A 15559-nucleotide genomic window follows, 5' to 3' on the forward strand; every position below is an offset into this window, starting at 1 on the left:
GCCGTCAGGGTCGGTCGAGGCCGGTCGCGGGGCCGATGGACGTGTAGGTGGTGCGCTCGACGACGCCGCCGGCGGGCACCGCGGGCCGGCTGCCGTCGATGCCGCGGCCCTGGGTGACGCCGTTCATGCCGGCCAGGCTCCGCAGCCTGGTGGTCGTGGGCAGGGCGGGCAGCGCGTGCTTGGTGGTCACGACCGTCTCCAGCAACCGGCCGGTCGGGTCGATGAGGTAGCGGATGACGACCGAGCCGTCGCCGCGCTCGACGGCAGTGCCGTGCCGGCCGCTGCCGTCCGTCGCCGGGCCGACCACGTGGACGCCGGGCAGCCGGGCGGCGACCCGGAACAGGGCGGCCCGGACCCGGGGCGGTGCCGGCGAGGCCAGCAGGTCGCCGACGGTGCCGAAGACCTCCTCCGAGGGGTCCTGGCCCGGCTCGGCGTACGGCTGGAGCCGCGCCCGCAACTCGACAGGTGAGGTGGGGAGTTCGGCCAGCTGGTCCCACGTCAGCCGGCCGGTCCCGACGGTGAAGCGCCACGGCCCGGCGGACGGCTTGTCCTCCGTGACCGGGGCTGTGGCCCGCAGGTGGGACGTGAGCCCCGCGCGGTGCGCGAGGAACGCCGTCACGTCGCCGCCCGGGTTCCCGCCGGCCTCGACCCGGGTGGACACGACCTTCCAGTACGGCGCGTCCTCCCAGTCGGCGGACCCGATCGACTGCTCGGAGGCGACGTCGGTCAGGAACGAGGTGCCGCTCCCCGGACCGGTCGTCCCGCGGTGGTGCGCGGGGAACGGCGCGAGGGTGATCACGGCCGCGGCGGCGGCCGCGGCGAGGCCGGTCACGGCCACGCGCAGCGCCGGGCGGCGCCGTCGGGGCAGCCGCCGCACGTCGTCCCGTGTGACCTCAACAACCGCTTTCGTGCGGGGACATGGGGAGGTGTCGCGGTGGACTGCGCCGGCGACCGCCGTACGCGCCGCCGCGAGGACCGCGGGGTCGGCGGCCGGCGCCGCGCCGGCGGCCACGAGCTCGTCCCAGCCGTCGAACGGCAGGTCGTGCGGGCTGGGCTCGGTCACGTCTGTGCACCTTTCAGGACGAGGGGAGGCGGGGGGCCGGCCCGCCGGTCGGCGGGGTGGTCCGCCATGAGGTCGCGCATCCGGGCCCTGGCCCGGTGCAGCCGGGAGCGCGCGGTGGCGGCGCCGATGCCCACGGTCTGCGCCGCCTCGGCCGGGGTGAGCTGCTCCCAGGCGGTGAGGACCAGCACCTCCCTTTCCACCGGCGGCAGTTCGCGCAGTGCCGCGCGCAGGGCGGGCCGCAGTCGCGCGGCGTCCAGCCGGGCGTCCACCGCGTCCCACGTGTCGTCGCCGCCGGGCGCGGGGCTGCCGGGCGTGGGCGCCGACGCGTTCCTGCGCCAGTGCGCCAGCGCGTGGTTGCGGGCGATCCCGAACAGCCAGCCGCGCACGGTCCCCGTCTCCACGACCCGGAAGTCGGCCCTGCGGGCGTACGCGGTCAGCCAGACCTCGGAGAGCAGGTCGTCGGCGACCGGGCCGCAGCGGCGGAACAGATACGCGTGCAGTGCCGCGGAGTGCCGGTCCACCAGCGGTTCGAACGCCGCCGGATCGTGCCGCGCGCGTGACAGCGCCTCTTCGTCGGTGCTCACACACCCTCCTCGTCCCGTCCCCGCTCCCGGGGCTCCCACCCTCTACATGTCGCGACGGCGAAAAGCGTTCGCGGCGGGGCTGGTTGGGGGCCGTTCGGGGGTGGGGGCGGTGGTGTGCGCCGGGAGGACGCGCGGACCGGGAGGGGCGGATCCGAGGGTGGGCCCGTGGGTGGGTCGGAGGGCGCGGGAGGGCCGGCCCGTCAGTCGTTCGACCACATCATGTCGGAGGAGGCCGTGCACGCCCTGGTGACCGCGTACCCGCCGACCGCTGTGGAGTTCTGCAGGCACTGGCCGGCCGAGGTGTTCTCCAGCGTGCTGCGGGCGGACTTCGGGGAGCCGAACTTCCAGCGGTCGGCGTCGGTGCTGCCGCAGGTGGTCATGTAGGTGAAGTTGTCCCCGCTCCCGGCCAGGCAGTTGCCGGTGCTGCCGTTGCGCAGTTCGAAGGTGCCGTCGGAGATCGAGAAGTAGGTCCACTGGAAGATGCTGTTGGAGCTGCAGCTCGCGAGGTAGGCGGAGGTGCTGTGGTTGACGTTGGAGGCAAGGCAGTTGCCGTCCAGGGCGGAGAGCAGGCGGTGGGTGCCGCTCGCGGAGATCGCGGAGCCCGATCCGGACGAGCCGGTGCCGCCGGAGGAGCCGCCGGACGACGAGCCGCCCGCACCCGAGCCCTTCGACCCGCCGGACCCGCCCGCGTTCGTCGAGGAACCGCCGTCGGCCGACCCGGAGGAGCCTGACGCACCCGAAGTAGCCGTTCCCGCACCGGCGGTGCTCCTGCTGCCCTGTTTTCCCGCACCGTGCGGGGGAGAACTGTGCGCCGTCGTCGAGGGCTTGGCCGAGGACGGCGTCGCGGACGGGTGGGAGGAGCGCGTGGTGGCGCCAGCAGGCGTTCTGGTACCCCCGCTTGCAGCGGAGGACGGGGTGTGGGTCTTGGGCGTGAGCACGTACGGGACGAGGACCGCCGCGCCGCCGGTCGCGACGACCACCAGGGGTATCACCAGGACACGCGGTAGTCGCCACCTGTGCCGTTCGGGACCGGCCGCCGGGAGCGGCGCCCGGCTGATGTCCGCGGGAGCGTCCTCGGACCGCGGTTCCGGCATGCGGCGGGCCGACTCGGTCCGCATGGCCAGGGGTTCGCGCACGCGGGGTGGCCAGGGGGGCACGTCCGCGGCGACGTGGGGAGTGGCGCGGCGCACCAACTCCGCAGCGGTGGGCCGGTCCTGGGGGTCATAGGCGAGGCAGTCGGCGACCACCGCGGCCAGTTCCCGGTCGACCGCTCGCAGCGGTTCGAGGTCCGGCTGTTCGTGGATGATGCGGTACAGCATCTGCACGCCACCGCCGTCCCCGTAGGGCGGCTGCCCGGTCGCGGCGTACCCCAGCAGGCAGCCCAGCGCGAACACGTCGGTCGCACCGGTCAGGTTCCGCCGACTGGAGGCCTGTTCGGGCGACATGTACGCCGGGGTGCCGATCACCATCCCGGACTGGGTCAGCCGGCTCTGCTCGAGTGCCATCGCCACGCCGAAGTCGATCAGGGTGAGCCCGTCCGGGCGCAGCATGACGTTCGACGGTTTGAGGTCGCGGTGCACGATGCCGGTCCCGTTCACCGCCGCCAGTCCCGCGGCGGCGTCGCGCAGCAGCAGCCAGACGTCCGGCACCGGCAGCGGCCCGCCGTTCACCTGCAGCGCGGCGTCCAGAGTGATGCCGGGTACGTACGCGGTGGCCAGCCACGGCGGCCGGGCGTTCCGGTCGCTGTCCAGGAGTTCGGCGCTGACCCCCGCGGGCAGGCGGGCGAGATGGTCCAGCTCGTGACCGAAGCGCCGCAGGAAGCCCTCGTCCTCGGTCAGGTGCGGATGCACCCGCTTGACGGCGGCGAACCGCCCGTCGGCCAGGCCCAGATACACCCGCCCCATGCCGCCCGCCCCGAGCCGCCCCACCAGGGTGAAGGGCCCTATTCGTGGCGGGTCGTCCGGTGTGAGCGGTGTGGCTCCCACGTCACTCAGGCCACTTCGATCTCCCCCGTGTGCAGTCATGCGGTGCAGGCTAGCCAACGCGTGTGCGCCATGTCATACGGCGAAGCGACGGTTCTGTCCCGGAGCCGGTGGCACAGGTTCTCGTCGATGGCGGAGGCCGCCCCGGAACCGGCCGCCGCCCCTCCTGTGCCAACGGCCGGTGCCAACGGCCCTGTCCCCGCAGGCGATCACGGCATCGGCGCCACCGGCCCGGAGGGTTGGCGTGTCCCGTGTCTTGTCGTGCGACGGGGCGATCGACAAGCTGTGTACATGACATTCCCAGGTGTCTGTCCTCGCGGGAGGCAGACGCACCCCGGCGTCCTGCGCCCGGGGCCTCCCGCCAGAGGCGGCGTGGCGGACACGCGGAATCGTGCCCTTTCCCGGAGGTCGGACATATGCGTTCAACCCTTGCAAGGCTGCGGCGCGGCGGGTGGAAGAGAGCGGCGATCCTGGTCCCCGCCGTCGCGGTCATGATGGCGGCCACCGCCGTCATGACCCCGAACGCCGGGGCGACGGTGCCCCCGACGCCGTCGGGTTTCACGCTCACCTGGAGCGACGACTTCAACGGTGCGGCCGGCACCGGCATCGACCAGAGCCTGTGGAAGTACGACACCGGACCGGGCAGCAGCTTCGGCACCGGTGAGATCGAGACCATGACCAGCAGCACGTCGAACGTCGCCTACGACGGCCAGGGCCACCTGGTGCTCACGGCGCAGCACTCCGGTTCCGACCCGGGGAGCGGCTGGACGTCCGGCCGCGTGGAGACCCAGGCGGCGACCTTCGGCGCCCCGGCGGGCGGCGTCGTCCGGATCGAGTCGATCCTCCAGCAGCCCAACGTCACCACGGCCAACGGGGCGGGCTACTGGCCCGCGTTCTGGATGCTCGGCGAACCGCTGCGCGACGGCGTGACCTGGCCGAAGTCCGGCGAGGTCGACGTCATGGAGGACATCAACGGCCGCAGCTCCGACTTCAGCACCATCCACTGCGGGGTGAGCCCGGGCGGGCCGTGCAACGAGTCGACCGGCATCGGCTCGGGCGAGCGCGCCTGCTCGGGCTGCCAGACCGGCTTCCACGACTACGCGGTGGAGATCGACCGCTCGGTGTCGCCGGAGCAGGTCAGGTTCTACCTCGACGGGAACAACTTCTTCACCGTCAACGCCAACCAGGTGGACGCCACGACCTGGTCCGACGCGATCGACCACCCGTTCTTCATCATCTACGACCTCGCGATGGGCGGCGGCTTCCCGGCGGCCTTCGGCGGCGGCCCGAACGCGGCCACGGTCTCCGGCGGCAAGCTGGTCGTCGACTCGGTGGCCGTGTACAACAAGGCGCCCGGTTCCGGTTCCGGGGGCGGCGGTTCGGTGACCGGCCAGACGATCACCGGCCCGGGCGGCAAGTGCGTCGACGTCTCGGGTGACGACACCGGCGGCGACGGCGCCGCGGTCCAGCTGTGGGACTGCCAGTCGGCGGCCGCGGACCAGCACTGGACCTGGAGCGGCCAGACCCTGCAGACCCTCGGCCGGTGCCTGGACATCGCCGGCGGCGCCAACGCGAACGGCACGAAGCTCCAACTCGCCACGTGCAACGGCGGCGGCTACCAGAACTGGGTGCGGCAGACCAACGGTTCGCTGCTGAACCCGACCACGGGCCGCTGCATCGACTCGCCGTCGGGCGCCACGGACAACGGCACGCGGCTGCAGATCTGGGACTGCAACGGCTCCGGCGCCCAGAACTTCGCCATCGGCACCCCGATCTACGGTCCCGGCGGCGCCTGCGTGGACGTGGCGGGTGACGACACCGGCGGCGACGGCACCGCGGTCCAGCTGTGGGGCTGCCAGCAGGCGACCTCCCTCGACCAGAAGTGGACCTGGAGCGGCCAGACCCTGCGCACGCTGGGCCGGTGCCTGGACGTCGCCGGCGGCGTGAACGCCAACGGCACGAAGCTCCAACTCGCCACCTGCAACGGCGGCGGGTACCAGAACTGGGTCGTCGACGCCGACGGTTCGCTCTCCAACCCGACCACGGGCCGCTGCATCGACTCGCCGTCGGGCGCCACCGCCAACGGCACGCGCCTGCAGATCTACGACTGCAACGGTTCCGCCGCCCAGAAGTTCGCCCTGGCCTGACCCACCCCTCGAAGGGCCCCGCTCCATACGGCGGGGCCACTTCGGTGTACCCGGGCCAAGAGTGGATCGGATTCTTTTCGTCCGTTCGGAAGAATTAATTCCAGGTGACTCGAAATGCGCTGCGGTGCGCGTCCGTTGCGAGATTTCCTGGCTGTCGGGGCCGGCCGCTGCTAGGTTCGTACGGCGACATCTCGTCATAGCCGGCACCTTTTCTCGGTGAGAAGAACGGATGCGTACATGCGCGTACGAAAGTCTTTCTCCGCGGCCGCTTTCTCCGTCACGATGGCTACCGCGTTCCTGGCCGGCAGCGGCGGGAGCGCGTCCGCGGCTGATGGAGCGCGGCAGGCGGCCTCCGTGCACCCTGCGGCGTACACGGACTGCAAGGACGGCTGGGTCTGCTTCTGGGACTACCCGGGCTTCGCGGGTGGCGCCTGGTCCGAGGTCAACGGAAAGGGCGCCTACGGCATACCCGCGCCCCTGGCGGGCAAGGTGTCCAGCGTTCTCAACAATTCGCCGTACACCATCACCCTCAACTCCAACGGCGATTGCTCGCCTTCCCTTTCCCTCAAGCCCGGCAGATGGTACGAAGATCTATCGCTGGAGAACTGCGGCGGCACCGTCTACGACACCTGGAACAACAGGGTAACGGGAGTCGACATCGGTTAGACGAAAAGGAATCGATTTCCCGTGACACCGAAGGGCCCCGCTCCGCACGGCGGGGCCCTTCGCACGGGGTGAGCGGCTGCGAGCAGCGAGGCGGCACGTGGTGTCGAGGGAACCGCGAGGCCGCCCCGGCCAGTCGTTGACTTGAGGGCTCCTACAAGGGAGGCACGGGCATGACCGACAAGGAAACAGCGGCTGACCTCCGTTCACGTGTGCAGAGCTTCGTTCCTGCGCCAAGCGTGACAGGCCCAACGCCGTCTGGGTGAAGCGACTGAAGACCGGCGTCATACACGCTTACCCGACCACGATTGGATGACGATGACCTTCTGGATCCAGACCGGGGACCCCGAGGTCAGGGATGTCGGTGACGAGGTCGTCCTGGACATGGGGGACGCGCTCGTCGCCCTCTACCCCGACCACACGGAGCGTCTGGTCATCTCGTGGAACCGGGTGCCGGTCGTCGTCAACTACTGTGACGACCTGCGCGTCTTCGTGGACGACATCGTCGATCTCCTGGAGGAGCTCCGGTCGGACGGATTCGTCCAGGCCGAACTGACCACCGGGGCGGCGGATTTCTTCGCCGTGTGGTCGTTCCGGCCGGAGGGGGAGAATCTGGTCGTCGACTCCCGGTGGGACAACATCGTCGGCAACTACGAGTTCCTTCTCAACGAGCGTTCTCGACTCATCGTGCGCAGAACCGATTTCGTTGCCGAGTGGCTGAAGGTGATCCGTCGCGTCGTCGGCGACATCACCGCGCAGTCCGTATCCATGGAGATCGACGAGACGTTCCTCCGTGCGAAGGGGCTGCTCGCCGACGGCGGCGAGGCGGCCGGTGCCACCGGCGCGACCGGTGGGGTGTGAGTCTGGTGACCCAACCCGACATCTTCGGGCCGGGCACCGAGTGGCTGCCGGAGTTGCGGACCCTGCTGGAGGCGTACCGCTCGGTGCCGGTGCCGGCGGAGGAGTGCTTCGTCGACACAGAGGACACGCCGTCGCGTGGCATGTCCAGCTATCTACGGGTGGCCGTGTACTACCCGTTGCGCTGCTTCCGGGCCACCCGGGAAATCATGGAGGTGGTCCATCTCGGCGTCGAACACTGGGACGTGTCGGCCGCGTTCGCACGGATGCCCCCGCTCATCCCGCCGCGCGGCAGGATCCGCGTCGAGTGCCTGATGATGATGGTCCCGTACCTGGCGGCGTTCGAGAACGAGGGCTACCGGGTGGCCCCGGCGCCGCCCGACACCCACTGGGAGTGGCGGGAGCGGTTCCCCAATCTCCAACGCCTGCTCTCCCGCGGCGGCTTGGACCCCGCGAGTGCGGTGCCCGACCGCAACGCGGGTGCGCCCTCGGCTCCGCTGGAGGACTTCCGTATCGCGGCGGCCCGCCGGGAACTCGACGAAGTGCGGGGCCTGTGGCCCGCGGGCGCGACGGAGGCGGAATGGGCCGCCGCGGTCCACGGCCTGCGGGCCTCCGGCCTCCCGGACGGAACGTCCGTCCCGGAATGGCTCGCACAGCTCGACGCGGACGCCGCCGCACATCTGGATGCCGCCGGATACCGGTTGCCGGCCGCACCCGATCCGGCCTACCCCGCGCACGACATCCGCGCCCTGTGGTGAACGGCTCCAACAGGCGGAGGGACCGGGCGTGTTGAGAGCGGCCCGGCCCCCGGTCGTTCAACGGTGCGGCGCGTCAGTAAGGGGGCGGGTGGGGGCGGTGCCGTAGCCGGGGGCGGGGTGGTCGGTGGCGTCGACGACCTGGGCGATGCCCTGGTCCATGACGTCCGCGGCGACATCGAGGTGGAGGCGGACCGTGCCCTGGCGCGGCTCGGTCACCGGCCGGAAGGTGAGGCGGGGCTGCGGGTCGTCGGGCCGGCCGAGGTGGACCCGGCCCGGCCGGGAGGGGTCGGTGGCCGGTCCGGCAGCGCGCTCCGGAAACCCGCCACCCGCTCGACGTCGACGCAGTCGACCGTTGCCCCGATCCAGCGGTTCGCCATGCCGTCACCCCTTCCCCGTTCCGGACGCACGACAGGTCAGGCGTCCTCGAGGATCTCCGCGAACGCGATCACCACGCCTCCGGTGGCGTGTTCGAGGGTGGCGGTGACCAGGGGGCCCGCCTCCGCGGTGGCGGCGCTGGCCGACGCGTAGTCGGTGAAGTACAGGTCCAGCAGCCGGTACGCCGGCGTGGGGCTGCCGTCCTCCTTCGGCCAGACCTTCGACGCCTGCAGCCGCAGCAGGCCGGGGAGCTTGCGCGCCAGCGTGAGCTGCTCGGGGTAGGCCGCCTCGAACGCGTCCGGGTCGGTGGGGTTGGAGTAGACGAAGCTGATCTTGGTCGGGTTGTCCTGCTCGGTCACGGGTGGCCTCCTGTGTCGTCGGGTGCGATGCGGACGATCCGTCTGCGGCGGGGGCCTGAGCCCTACGCTTCACTCGCTGTACGTCGAGCCTAGGCAGGGAGAAGGGGGGCGGCCATGACGGTTCCGCCGCGGGATTTTGCTGATCGTCCACGGTCGCCGGGCGAGGGGGTCGAACCGCCGCGGGAGGGCGCCGGAACTCCCGCGGACGGCACCGCGGCACCCGCCCCGGATCCCGCCGGCCAACCGCACGACCTGCTCTCGGAGTTGCTGCGGAGCGTTCGCCTCAGCGGTGAACGCATGGCGGTGTACGCCCCGTCGGGCCCCTTCTCGGTCGGCTTCTCCGGCGTCGGCACGCTGCACCTCGTCGAGGAGGGCGAGGTCCTGCTCCGGATCGACGGCGCCCCGCGGGCCGAGCGGGCCCGGCACGGTGACGTCATCCTGCTGCCGCGCGGCGACGCGCACCACATCAGCGGCACGGGGGAGCCGGCGCCCGCCACACCTCTGACGCCCGCCGTACCTGTCGCGCCCGCCGCCCGTATCGCGGCTCCGGACGGGTCGGACGGGTCCACCCCGCAGGACGCCGCCGCGCCCGGACCGCCACGCTGGCTCTGCGGGACCTTCACGATCGGCGACCCCCGGGCGAGCCACCTGCTGGCGAGCCTCCCGCCGGTGATCGTCCTGCGCGGTGGCGGCGGCCCGGCACTGGAAGGGCTCGAAGTGGCCCGCAGGATGATCCTCCTGGAGATGGAATCGCCCTCCCAGGGATCGGCGGTGATGGTCGCCCGCATCCTCGACCTGCTCTTCATCCAGATCCTGCGCGCGTGGGCCGCCGGCACGGGCGCGGAACCGAACTGGCTCGCCGGCGCGCTCGATCCGCAGATCGGCCCGGCCCTGGGCGCCGTCCACCGCGACCCCGGCCACGACTGGAGCGTCGAGGAACTCGCCCGCACGTGCAGCCTCTCCCGCTCCGCGTTCTCCGCCCGCTTCGCCGCCCGGGTCGGGAAGCCGCCGGCCACCTACCTCGCCCACGTCCGCCTCGACGCCGCCGCCGACCTGCTCCGCGGCACCTCCCTTGCGGTCGGGGCGGTCGGGGACCGGGTGGGATACACCTCGGAGGCCGCGTTCAGCCGGGCGTTCAAGCAGCGCTACGGCAGGTCGCCGGCCCTGTGGCGGCGGGACGCCCGGGCCGGCGCCGGGACGGTTCCGTAGACTCCGGCCATGTTCAAGGGGTGGTGGCATGTCCTGCCGGACGAAGAGCGGCAGCAGTGGACGTCGGAGCCGTACAAGGCAGTGGGGCCGCTGCACTTCGGCATGAGCCCGGCCGAGGTCGCGGACGCCATGAGCGGCGTCACGGAGGAGACCGAGCGGCAGCAGAAGGCGGCTCGGGCCGGGGAGGCGTGGAGGGTGGTGGAGGGCACCTTCCAGGAGTTCGGACTGCACCTCTACTACACCGACGAGCGCCTCGCGGGCGTGGTGGTCGATGCCCTGTGCGGACCCCAGGTCCGCGCCGACGGGATGGCGCTGGTCGGCCGGGTGCCCTCCGTGCTGGAGCAGTGGATGCTCGACCGTGCGGAGACGCGCCCGCCGGAGACCGAACTCGTCTACTTGAGCGCGGGCGTCCCCGCGTCGGAGTCGCTGGGCGTGACGATCAACGTCCAGCGCGAGGGCGACCGCCTGCTCACCCGCCCGATCTTCTACCCCGCCGAGGCGTGCGACGACCTCTTCCACTGGCTGCCCCGCGAGGCCTGGGCCGTCCACTGAACCGGCCCGGCGGCTACTGATAAGGTCAGGCGCTTTCCTCACGTTCGTCACTCGCGGCGCCCCGCCCGCGTCGAACGGTGGAGCGCGGTCCCTGGGGGGGAACTGTGCACAGATCACGTGCGGTCGGTGTTGCCGTGCTGGCGCTGCTCGTCGGCGGCGGGCTCCTGCCGGGTGCGGTGGCGACGGCGTCCGCCGACACGTCCACGCGGTACGTCGACATCAACAACGCGTCCTGCTCCGACACCGCCGCCGGTACCGGCACGCAGGCGGAGCCCTACTGCACGCTCCAGGCCGCGGTGGACGCCGCGCAGCCCGGCGACACGGTGTCCGTGTCGGGCTTCGGGGAGTACCCGGCCACCACGGTGACGACGTCCGGCACGTCCGGTGAACCCGTCACCATCGAGGGCGGCTTCACGGTCGCCGGGCTCACCTTCGCCGGCGTCCACGACGTGGCCCTGCGGGCGGGGTCGCTGACGCTCTCCGCCGGTTCCGTGCGGGTGCAGGACTCCGACGACCTTACGATCGACCGGTTCGACTTCAACGGCGCCGAGGACGCACCGACGATCGCGGTGTCGGGCAGCAGCAGCGACCTGACGATCAGTCGCGACTACTTCAACCCCAGCGACGAGGACAGTCCCGTGATCAGCGTCGGCGCGGGGGTACGGCACACCGTCGTCACCACCAACGACATCGACGAAGGGGAGTACGCCGACCGCGACATCGTCCTCGACGGAGCCGTGGACACCGCCGTCACCAGCAACAACCTGGGCGGGCTCACCGACCTCGTCGCGATCGACGGCGCCTCCACCGGCACCACCGTGGAGAACAACGGGTTCGACCGCGGCCGGATCGAGGTGAGCGCGGACTCCACGGCCACCACCACGATCGGCTACAACCTCTACTACCCCCGGGCCGGAGGCGCCGCCTACCGCTGGGCGGGCACCGACTACTCCGAGGTCGCCCCGTTCCAGGCCGCCACCGGGCAGGGCAGCCACGACATCGTCGCGGGGACGGCGTCGACCGCCAAGGGCTTCCAGTGGTACGGCGAGGGCAACCCCGGTATCGACTCGGCCGACGCGAACGCCCCCGGCGAGCTCTCCTCCGACATCCTCGGCTACCCCCGCGTCGACGACCCGCTCACTGCCGACACCGGCACGGATCCCGGCTACTTCGACCGTGGCGCGAACGAGCAGCGCAACCCGTTCGCGGTCGGCTACCCCGAGGTTTCCTCGAACCGCATCGCGGTCGGCGCCACCGTGACGGTCACCCCGCACGACACCAACCCGTGGGGGACCACGGTCAGCCGCACGTACGACTTCGGCGACGGCACCCCGGAGGTCACCTCCACAGCTGCGTCCGTCCGGCACACGTACACCGAACTGCCTGGCGGTGACGGCCGCGTCGTGATCACGGTCGACACCGACGCGCCCCCCGGCGCCCTCGCCTGGGAACGTCAACTGGTGCTGTACATCGCCCCGCAGGCCCCTTTCGCGGCCGACATCGACGTGTACGCGCAGGACGCGAGCAAGCCGCTCGCGGTGAGCGTCACCGACCGGGCCCTGCAGACGGACCCGTTCGAACTCGGCTCCTGCCGTATCGACTTCGGTGACGGAACGCCCGCGACGACCGGCAACTACTCCTGCCAGGACCTGCAGCACACCTACGCGAAGGCGGGCACCTACACCGTCCACGCCACCGAGGACGACCTGGGCGGGCGGACGTCGAGCACCACGGCCAAGGTCACGGTCGGCCCGGTGTTCGTCTCGACCAGCCCCACCCGCATCCTCGACACCCGCACCGGGCTCGGTGCGTCCAAGGGGCAGGTCGCCTCGGGCGGCGTCGTCCACCTCAAGGTCAACGGCGCCGGTCCCGTCACGAACGCCACCTCCGTGCTGCTCAATGTGACGGTCACGCGCTCGACCGCCGGCGGGTACGTCACCGCCTATCCGGGCGGCGCCTCCCGGCCCACCTCGTCGGTCCTCAACTACGCCAAGGGCCGGACCGTGGCCAACCTGGTGACCCTGCCGATCGGCCCCGACGGGACGGTCTCCCTCTTCCACTCCGGCGGCTCCGCGGACCTGGTCGCCGACGTCGAGGGCTACACCACCCTCACCCCCGGTACGGGCCAGGGCGATGTCCTCGTCGACGAGGGCGACGAGTGGAAATTGCTGGACACGCGGGGCGACAAGGCACGGGGCCTGCCCGCCCTCGGCAAGGTCGCCGCACACTCCTCCCTCACCTTCACCGCCCTTCCTCGCATCGGCGTCCAAGGCTCCTCGGAGTACGGGGCGACCTCCGTGGTCCTCGACGTCGCCGAGACCGGTGCGACCGCGAGCAGTTACGTCACGGCGTACCGCCCCGGGGACGCGGTGCCGACCGCGTCGAACCTCAACTTCGGTGCGGGGGAGACGCGTGCGGCCATGGTCGTCGTCCCCGTCGATGCCCAGGGCAGGGTGTCCCTCTACAACAACGCCGGTGCGGTCCACCTCATCGCCTCGATCGAGGGCTTCTACACACCGTTCGGCCCCCAGGCCCAGCCGGTCAACAAGCCTCTGCACCCGATCACTCCGGTCCGGGTGCTGGACACGCGATCCGGCATCGGAGGGCCCAAGGGCGTGATCACGTCCCGCGGGGGAGTGCAGGTCAAGGTGGCGGGAGTCGCCGGCATCCCGTCGAACGCCACCGGCGTCCTGGTCAACCTGACCGCCGTCGGCGCCAGCGCCAACGGGTACCTCGCCGCGTACGACTCCGACGTCTCCACGCTCAACTTCATGGCGGGCCGCACCACCGCCGTCCTCACCTACGCTCCCCTCAAAAACGGCCGCCTCGTGATCCAGAACGCCAGCGACACGGTCAATGCCGTCGCCGACGTCGAGGGCTACTACACCAGCTGAGCCCGGCCGACGCCGTCACCGGTAGCCGTACGCCTCCCACCTGGCCAGGACGCGCTCCCGGATCTCGGCGGGCCATCCGTTCTCGAAGCTGCCCTTGACCGGCCGGTCCCCCTTGGCGAACAGGTCGGCCAGCAGGCAGTTGTGGAGCACCTTCCCGGCCCGGTAGGAGTGCGCCTCGGCCTCGGAGAGGTAGACCGACAGCTGGACGTGCGGCAGGGCGGGGAAATGGATCTCGCCGTGCTCGGGGTGGGTCCGGGTCGCGAAGGCCCACACGACGTCGTCGATGTCGGTGATGTCGATGTCGTCCTCGACCAGCAGCACCTTCGGGACACCGAACCCCGCCTTGCCGGTGAAGACCACGTCGCCGATCCTGCGGGCGAGTTCGGCCGACGGCACGGCCGTCACCTCGTGCCAGTCCGCGCGCACCGAGACGATCAGCCAGTGCATCGCCGACTCGAAGGAGAACCACGCCGAGGCGACCGGCAGGCCTGCCGCGCGGAGCTGGTGGAGGATCTCGGCGGCGTGCATGGTGCCGGTGACGGTGTGGTCCTCCTCGACCGGCGGGCCGGCCGCGACGACGGGGAGGACGGCGCCGTTCCGGTGGGTGATCGCCGAGACGTGGAACACGGGCTTGAGCGACTTCTCCAGGGCGTTGTAGCCGGGGTACTCGTTCATCGGCCCCTCCATCACCGTCTCGTCGAAGGCGATGTGGCCCTCGACGACGATCTCGGCGGTGGCCGGCACCATCAGGTCCACGGTCTCGGCGGGGACCACCTCCAGGCCCTCACCGAACAGTGCCCCCAGGAAATGGGACTCGTCGGCGCCTTCGGGCAGCGGCATGCCGCCGATGAACGGCAGCGCCGGTTCGACGCCGAGGGCCAGCGCGATCGGGAGCGGCCTGCCCTCCGCGGCCCACTGGGCACGGATGATGCCCAGGTGCTGCGGGCCGGGGATGAGGCAGCCGAGGGTGTTCCGGTCGGCGATCATCATGCGGTTGACCGACCAGTTGGTCCAGGACCCGTCGGGCGTGCGGGCGATGTTCATGCCGTACGTCTGGAGGTAGCGGCCGCCGTCGTTGCCGTGGATCAGCGGCGTCGGGAACCTCAGCAGATCGACGTCGTCCCCGAGGAGCACGTTCTCCTTGCACGGAGCGTCCTCCGCGCGGACGACCCGCGGTGGGATCCCGGGTTTCGCGCGGGCCGCGACGACGGTCTCCATGATCTCCGGCCCGGTCGCGCCGGCCGGCAGCCCGAGGGCCAGCGCGATCCGGGCCAGCGGGTGATCGGGCCCCGACAGCGCGCCGGGAGCACCCAGCACCGCGAACCCCGTGCCCTGGTATCCCGTGATGTTGGTGAACAGGGGCGCGGGCGCCCGCAGGTCGTAGGAGCGGCGGATGACGGCGCCGATCTCCAGCCGCCAGTCGACCTCCTCCTCGATCCGCTGGACCTCCCCGATCGCTTCCAGTTCCTCGATGAACTCGCGCAGGCTGCGCAGGTGCTTCACGACATGTCCTTTCGAGAGGGTTGTTCGCCCCATCGGGGCATGCCCGGGACCTTCATCCCGAACAGGTCCAGCGCACGGCCCACGGAATGGTCGACGATGTCGTCCAGGTTCCGCGGCCGCAGGTAGAAGGCGGGAACCGGAGGCATCACGATCGCTCCGGACTCGGTGGCCGCGGTCATCGCCCGAAGGTGCCCCAGCGTCAGCGGCGTCTCGCGCACCAGCAGCACCAGCCGGCGCCGCTCCTTCAGCGTCACGTCCGCCGCCCGCGTCAGCAGGTTGTCGTTGCCGCTGTAGGCGACCGACGACAGCGTGCGGATCGAACAGGGTGCGACGAGCATCCCCGCGGTGCGGAAGGAGCCGCTGGCGATGGCCGCACCGACATCCCCCGGACGGTAGGTCACGTCCGCCATCGCGGCCAGGTCCGCCGCCGTCAGATCCGTCTCGTAGGCACGCGTCTGCTGGCCGGCCGGCGTGACGACCAGGTGCGTCTCCACTCCGGCCTTGCGGGCGAGCTCCAACGCGCGCATCCCGTAGGCGATCCCGGTCGCGCCGCTGATGCCCACCACCAGGCGGCGCGGCGGCGTTTCGTCATTCATCGTCGGGTTGTCCGTC

The 15559-nt window shown here is 71.6% G+C and carries 14 protein-coding genes; 7 read left to right on the plus strand and 7 right to left on the minus strand.

Going from position 1 to position 15559, the window contains the following annotated elements:
- Positions 1-4 precede the first annotated feature (4 nt).
- From C4U44_RS14855 to C4U44_RS14865, 3 genes are all read right to left on the minus strand, one after another.
- Positions 5-1063, minus strand: a complete 1059-nt coding sequence (locus C4U44_RS14855) for a hypothetical protein (RefSeq protein WP_103886219.1) — start codon at positions 1061-1063, stop codon at positions 5-7.
- Positions 1060-1647: an RNA polymerase sigma factor gene (locus C4U44_RS14860; protein WP_103886220.1), complete on the minus strand. Its 588-nt coding sequence runs from the start codon at positions 1645-1647 to the stop codon at positions 1060-1062. The genes C4U44_RS14855 and C4U44_RS14860 overlap by 4 nt, the downstream gene beginning before the upstream one ends.
- Positions 1648-1847: 200 nt before the next feature.
- Positions 1848-3632 (minus strand): serine/threonine-protein kinase, encoded by a 1785-nt coding sequence (locus C4U44_RS14865; protein ID WP_160145029.1) that lies wholly within the window; start codon positions 3630-3632, stop codon positions 1848-1850.
- A gap of 413 nt (positions 3633-4045) precedes the next feature.
- Here C4U44_RS14865 and C4U44_RS14870 point away from each other — a divergent pair, with 413 nt between their 5' ends.
- The 4 genes from C4U44_RS14870 to C4U44_RS14885 all read left to right on the plus strand — a co-directional run bounded on the left by C4U44_RS14870 (position 4046) and on the right by C4U44_RS14885 (position 8055).
- Positions 4046-5776, plus strand: coding sequence for a ricin-type beta-trefoil lectin domain protein (locus C4U44_RS14870; RefSeq protein WP_103886222.1), 1731 nt, complete (start codon positions 4046-4048; stop codon positions 5774-5776).
- Positions 5777-6058: 282 nt separating this feature from the next.
- The gene (locus C4U44_RS14875; protein ID WP_160145030.1) at positions 6059-6442 is read left to right on the plus strand and encodes a peptidase inhibitor family I36 protein; all 384 of its coding nucleotides are present in this window, start codon (positions 6059-6061) and stop codon (positions 6440-6442) included.
- A 309-nt stretch (positions 6443-6751) separates the two neighbouring features.
- The gene (locus C4U44_RS14880; protein ID WP_103886224.1) at positions 6752-7300 is read left to right on the plus strand and encodes a hypothetical protein; all 549 of its coding nucleotides are present in this window, start codon (positions 6752-6754) and stop codon (positions 7298-7300) included.
- 5 nt (positions 7301-7305) lie between these two features.
- The gene (locus C4U44_RS14885; RefSeq protein ID WP_146088271.1) at positions 7306-8055 is read left to right on the plus strand and encodes a hypothetical protein; all 750 of its coding nucleotides are present in this window, start codon (positions 7306-7308) and stop codon (positions 8053-8055) included.
- Positions 8056-8112: 57 nt separating this feature from the next.
- Here the strand turns inward: C4U44_RS14885 and C4U44_RS43455 are convergent, their stop codons facing one another.
- Positions 8113-8421 (minus strand): VOC family protein, encoded by a 309-nt coding sequence (locus tag C4U44_RS43455; RefSeq protein ID WP_322973623.1) that lies wholly within the window; start codon positions 8419-8421, stop codon positions 8113-8115.
- A 47-nt stretch (positions 8422-8468) separates the two neighbouring features.
- Positions 8469-8789, minus strand: coding sequence for an EthD family reductase (locus tag C4U44_RS14895; RefSeq protein WP_103886226.1), 321 nt, complete (start codon positions 8787-8789; stop codon positions 8469-8471).
- Positions 8790-8903: 114 nt separating this feature from the next.
- Between C4U44_RS14895 and C4U44_RS14900 the strand changes: the two genes are divergently transcribed.
- The 3 genes from C4U44_RS14900 to C4U44_RS14910 all read left to right on the plus strand — a co-directional run bounded on the left by C4U44_RS14900 (position 8904) and on the right by C4U44_RS14910 (position 13444).
- Positions 8904-9998, plus strand: coding sequence for an AraC family transcriptional regulator (locus C4U44_RS14900; protein ID WP_103886227.1), 1095 nt, complete (start codon positions 8904-8906; stop codon positions 9996-9998).
- Positions 9999-10007: 9 nt separating this feature from the next.
- Positions 10008-10550, plus strand: coding sequence for a hypothetical protein (locus C4U44_RS14905; RefSeq protein ID WP_103886228.1), 543 nt, complete (start codon positions 10008-10010; stop codon positions 10548-10550).
- A 104-nt stretch (positions 10551-10654) separates the two neighbouring features.
- On the plus strand, positions 10655-13444 hold the full coding sequence (locus tag C4U44_RS14910; RefSeq protein ID WP_146088272.1) for a PKD domain-containing protein: 2790 nt from the start codon (positions 10655-10657) through the stop codon (positions 13442-13444).
- Between the two features lie 15 nt (positions 13445-13459).
- Here C4U44_RS14910 and C4U44_RS14915 read toward each other — a convergent pair whose 3' ends face one another.
- Both C4U44_RS14915 and C4U44_RS14920 read right to left on the minus strand, forming a co-directional pair.
- The gene (locus C4U44_RS14915) at positions 13460-14947 is read right to left on the minus strand and encodes a UbiD family decarboxylase (RefSeq protein WP_103886230.1); all 1488 of its coding nucleotides are present in this window, start codon (positions 14945-14947) and stop codon (positions 13460-13462) included.
- Entirely contained in the window at positions 14944-15543 is a 600-nt protein-coding gene (locus C4U44_RS14920) for a UbiX family flavin prenyltransferase (protein ID WP_200823249.1), read from the minus strand. The genes C4U44_RS14915 and C4U44_RS14920 overlap by 4 nt, the downstream gene beginning before the upstream one ends.
- Positions 15544-15559: the final 16 nt, after the last annotated feature.

Origin of the sequence: Actinacidiphila yanglinensis (assembly GCF_900107965.1) — a bacterium.
Taxonomy (GTDB): Bacteria; Actinomycetota; Actinomycetes; order Streptomycetales; family Streptomycetaceae; genus Actinacidiphila; species Actinacidiphila yanglinensis.

Coding starts and splice junctions, on each gene's coding strand:
- C4U44_RS14870 (WP_103886222.1), top strand. CDS start 4,046: ATGCGTTCAACCCTTGCAAGGCTGCGGCGCGGCGGGTGGAAGAGAGCG.
- C4U44_RS14875 (WP_160145030.1), top strand. CDS start 6,059: ATGGCTACCGCGTTCCTGGCCGGCAGCGGCGGGAGCGCGTCCGCGGCT.
- C4U44_RS14900 (WP_103886227.1), top strand. CDS start 8,904: ATGACGGTTCCGCCGCGGGATTTTGCTGATCGTCCACGGTCGCCGGGC.
- C4U44_RS14920 (WP_200823249.1), bottom strand. CDS start 15,543: ATGAATGACGAAACGCCGCCGCGCCGCCTGGTGGTGGGCATCAGCGGC.
- C4U44_RS14905 (WP_103886228.1), top strand. CDS start 10,008: ATGTTCAAGGGGTGGTGGCATGTCCTGCCGGACGAAGAGCGGCAGCAG.
- C4U44_RS14880 (WP_103886224.1), top strand. CDS start 6,752: ATGACGATGACCTTCTGGATCCAGACCGGGGACCCCGAGGTCAGGGAT.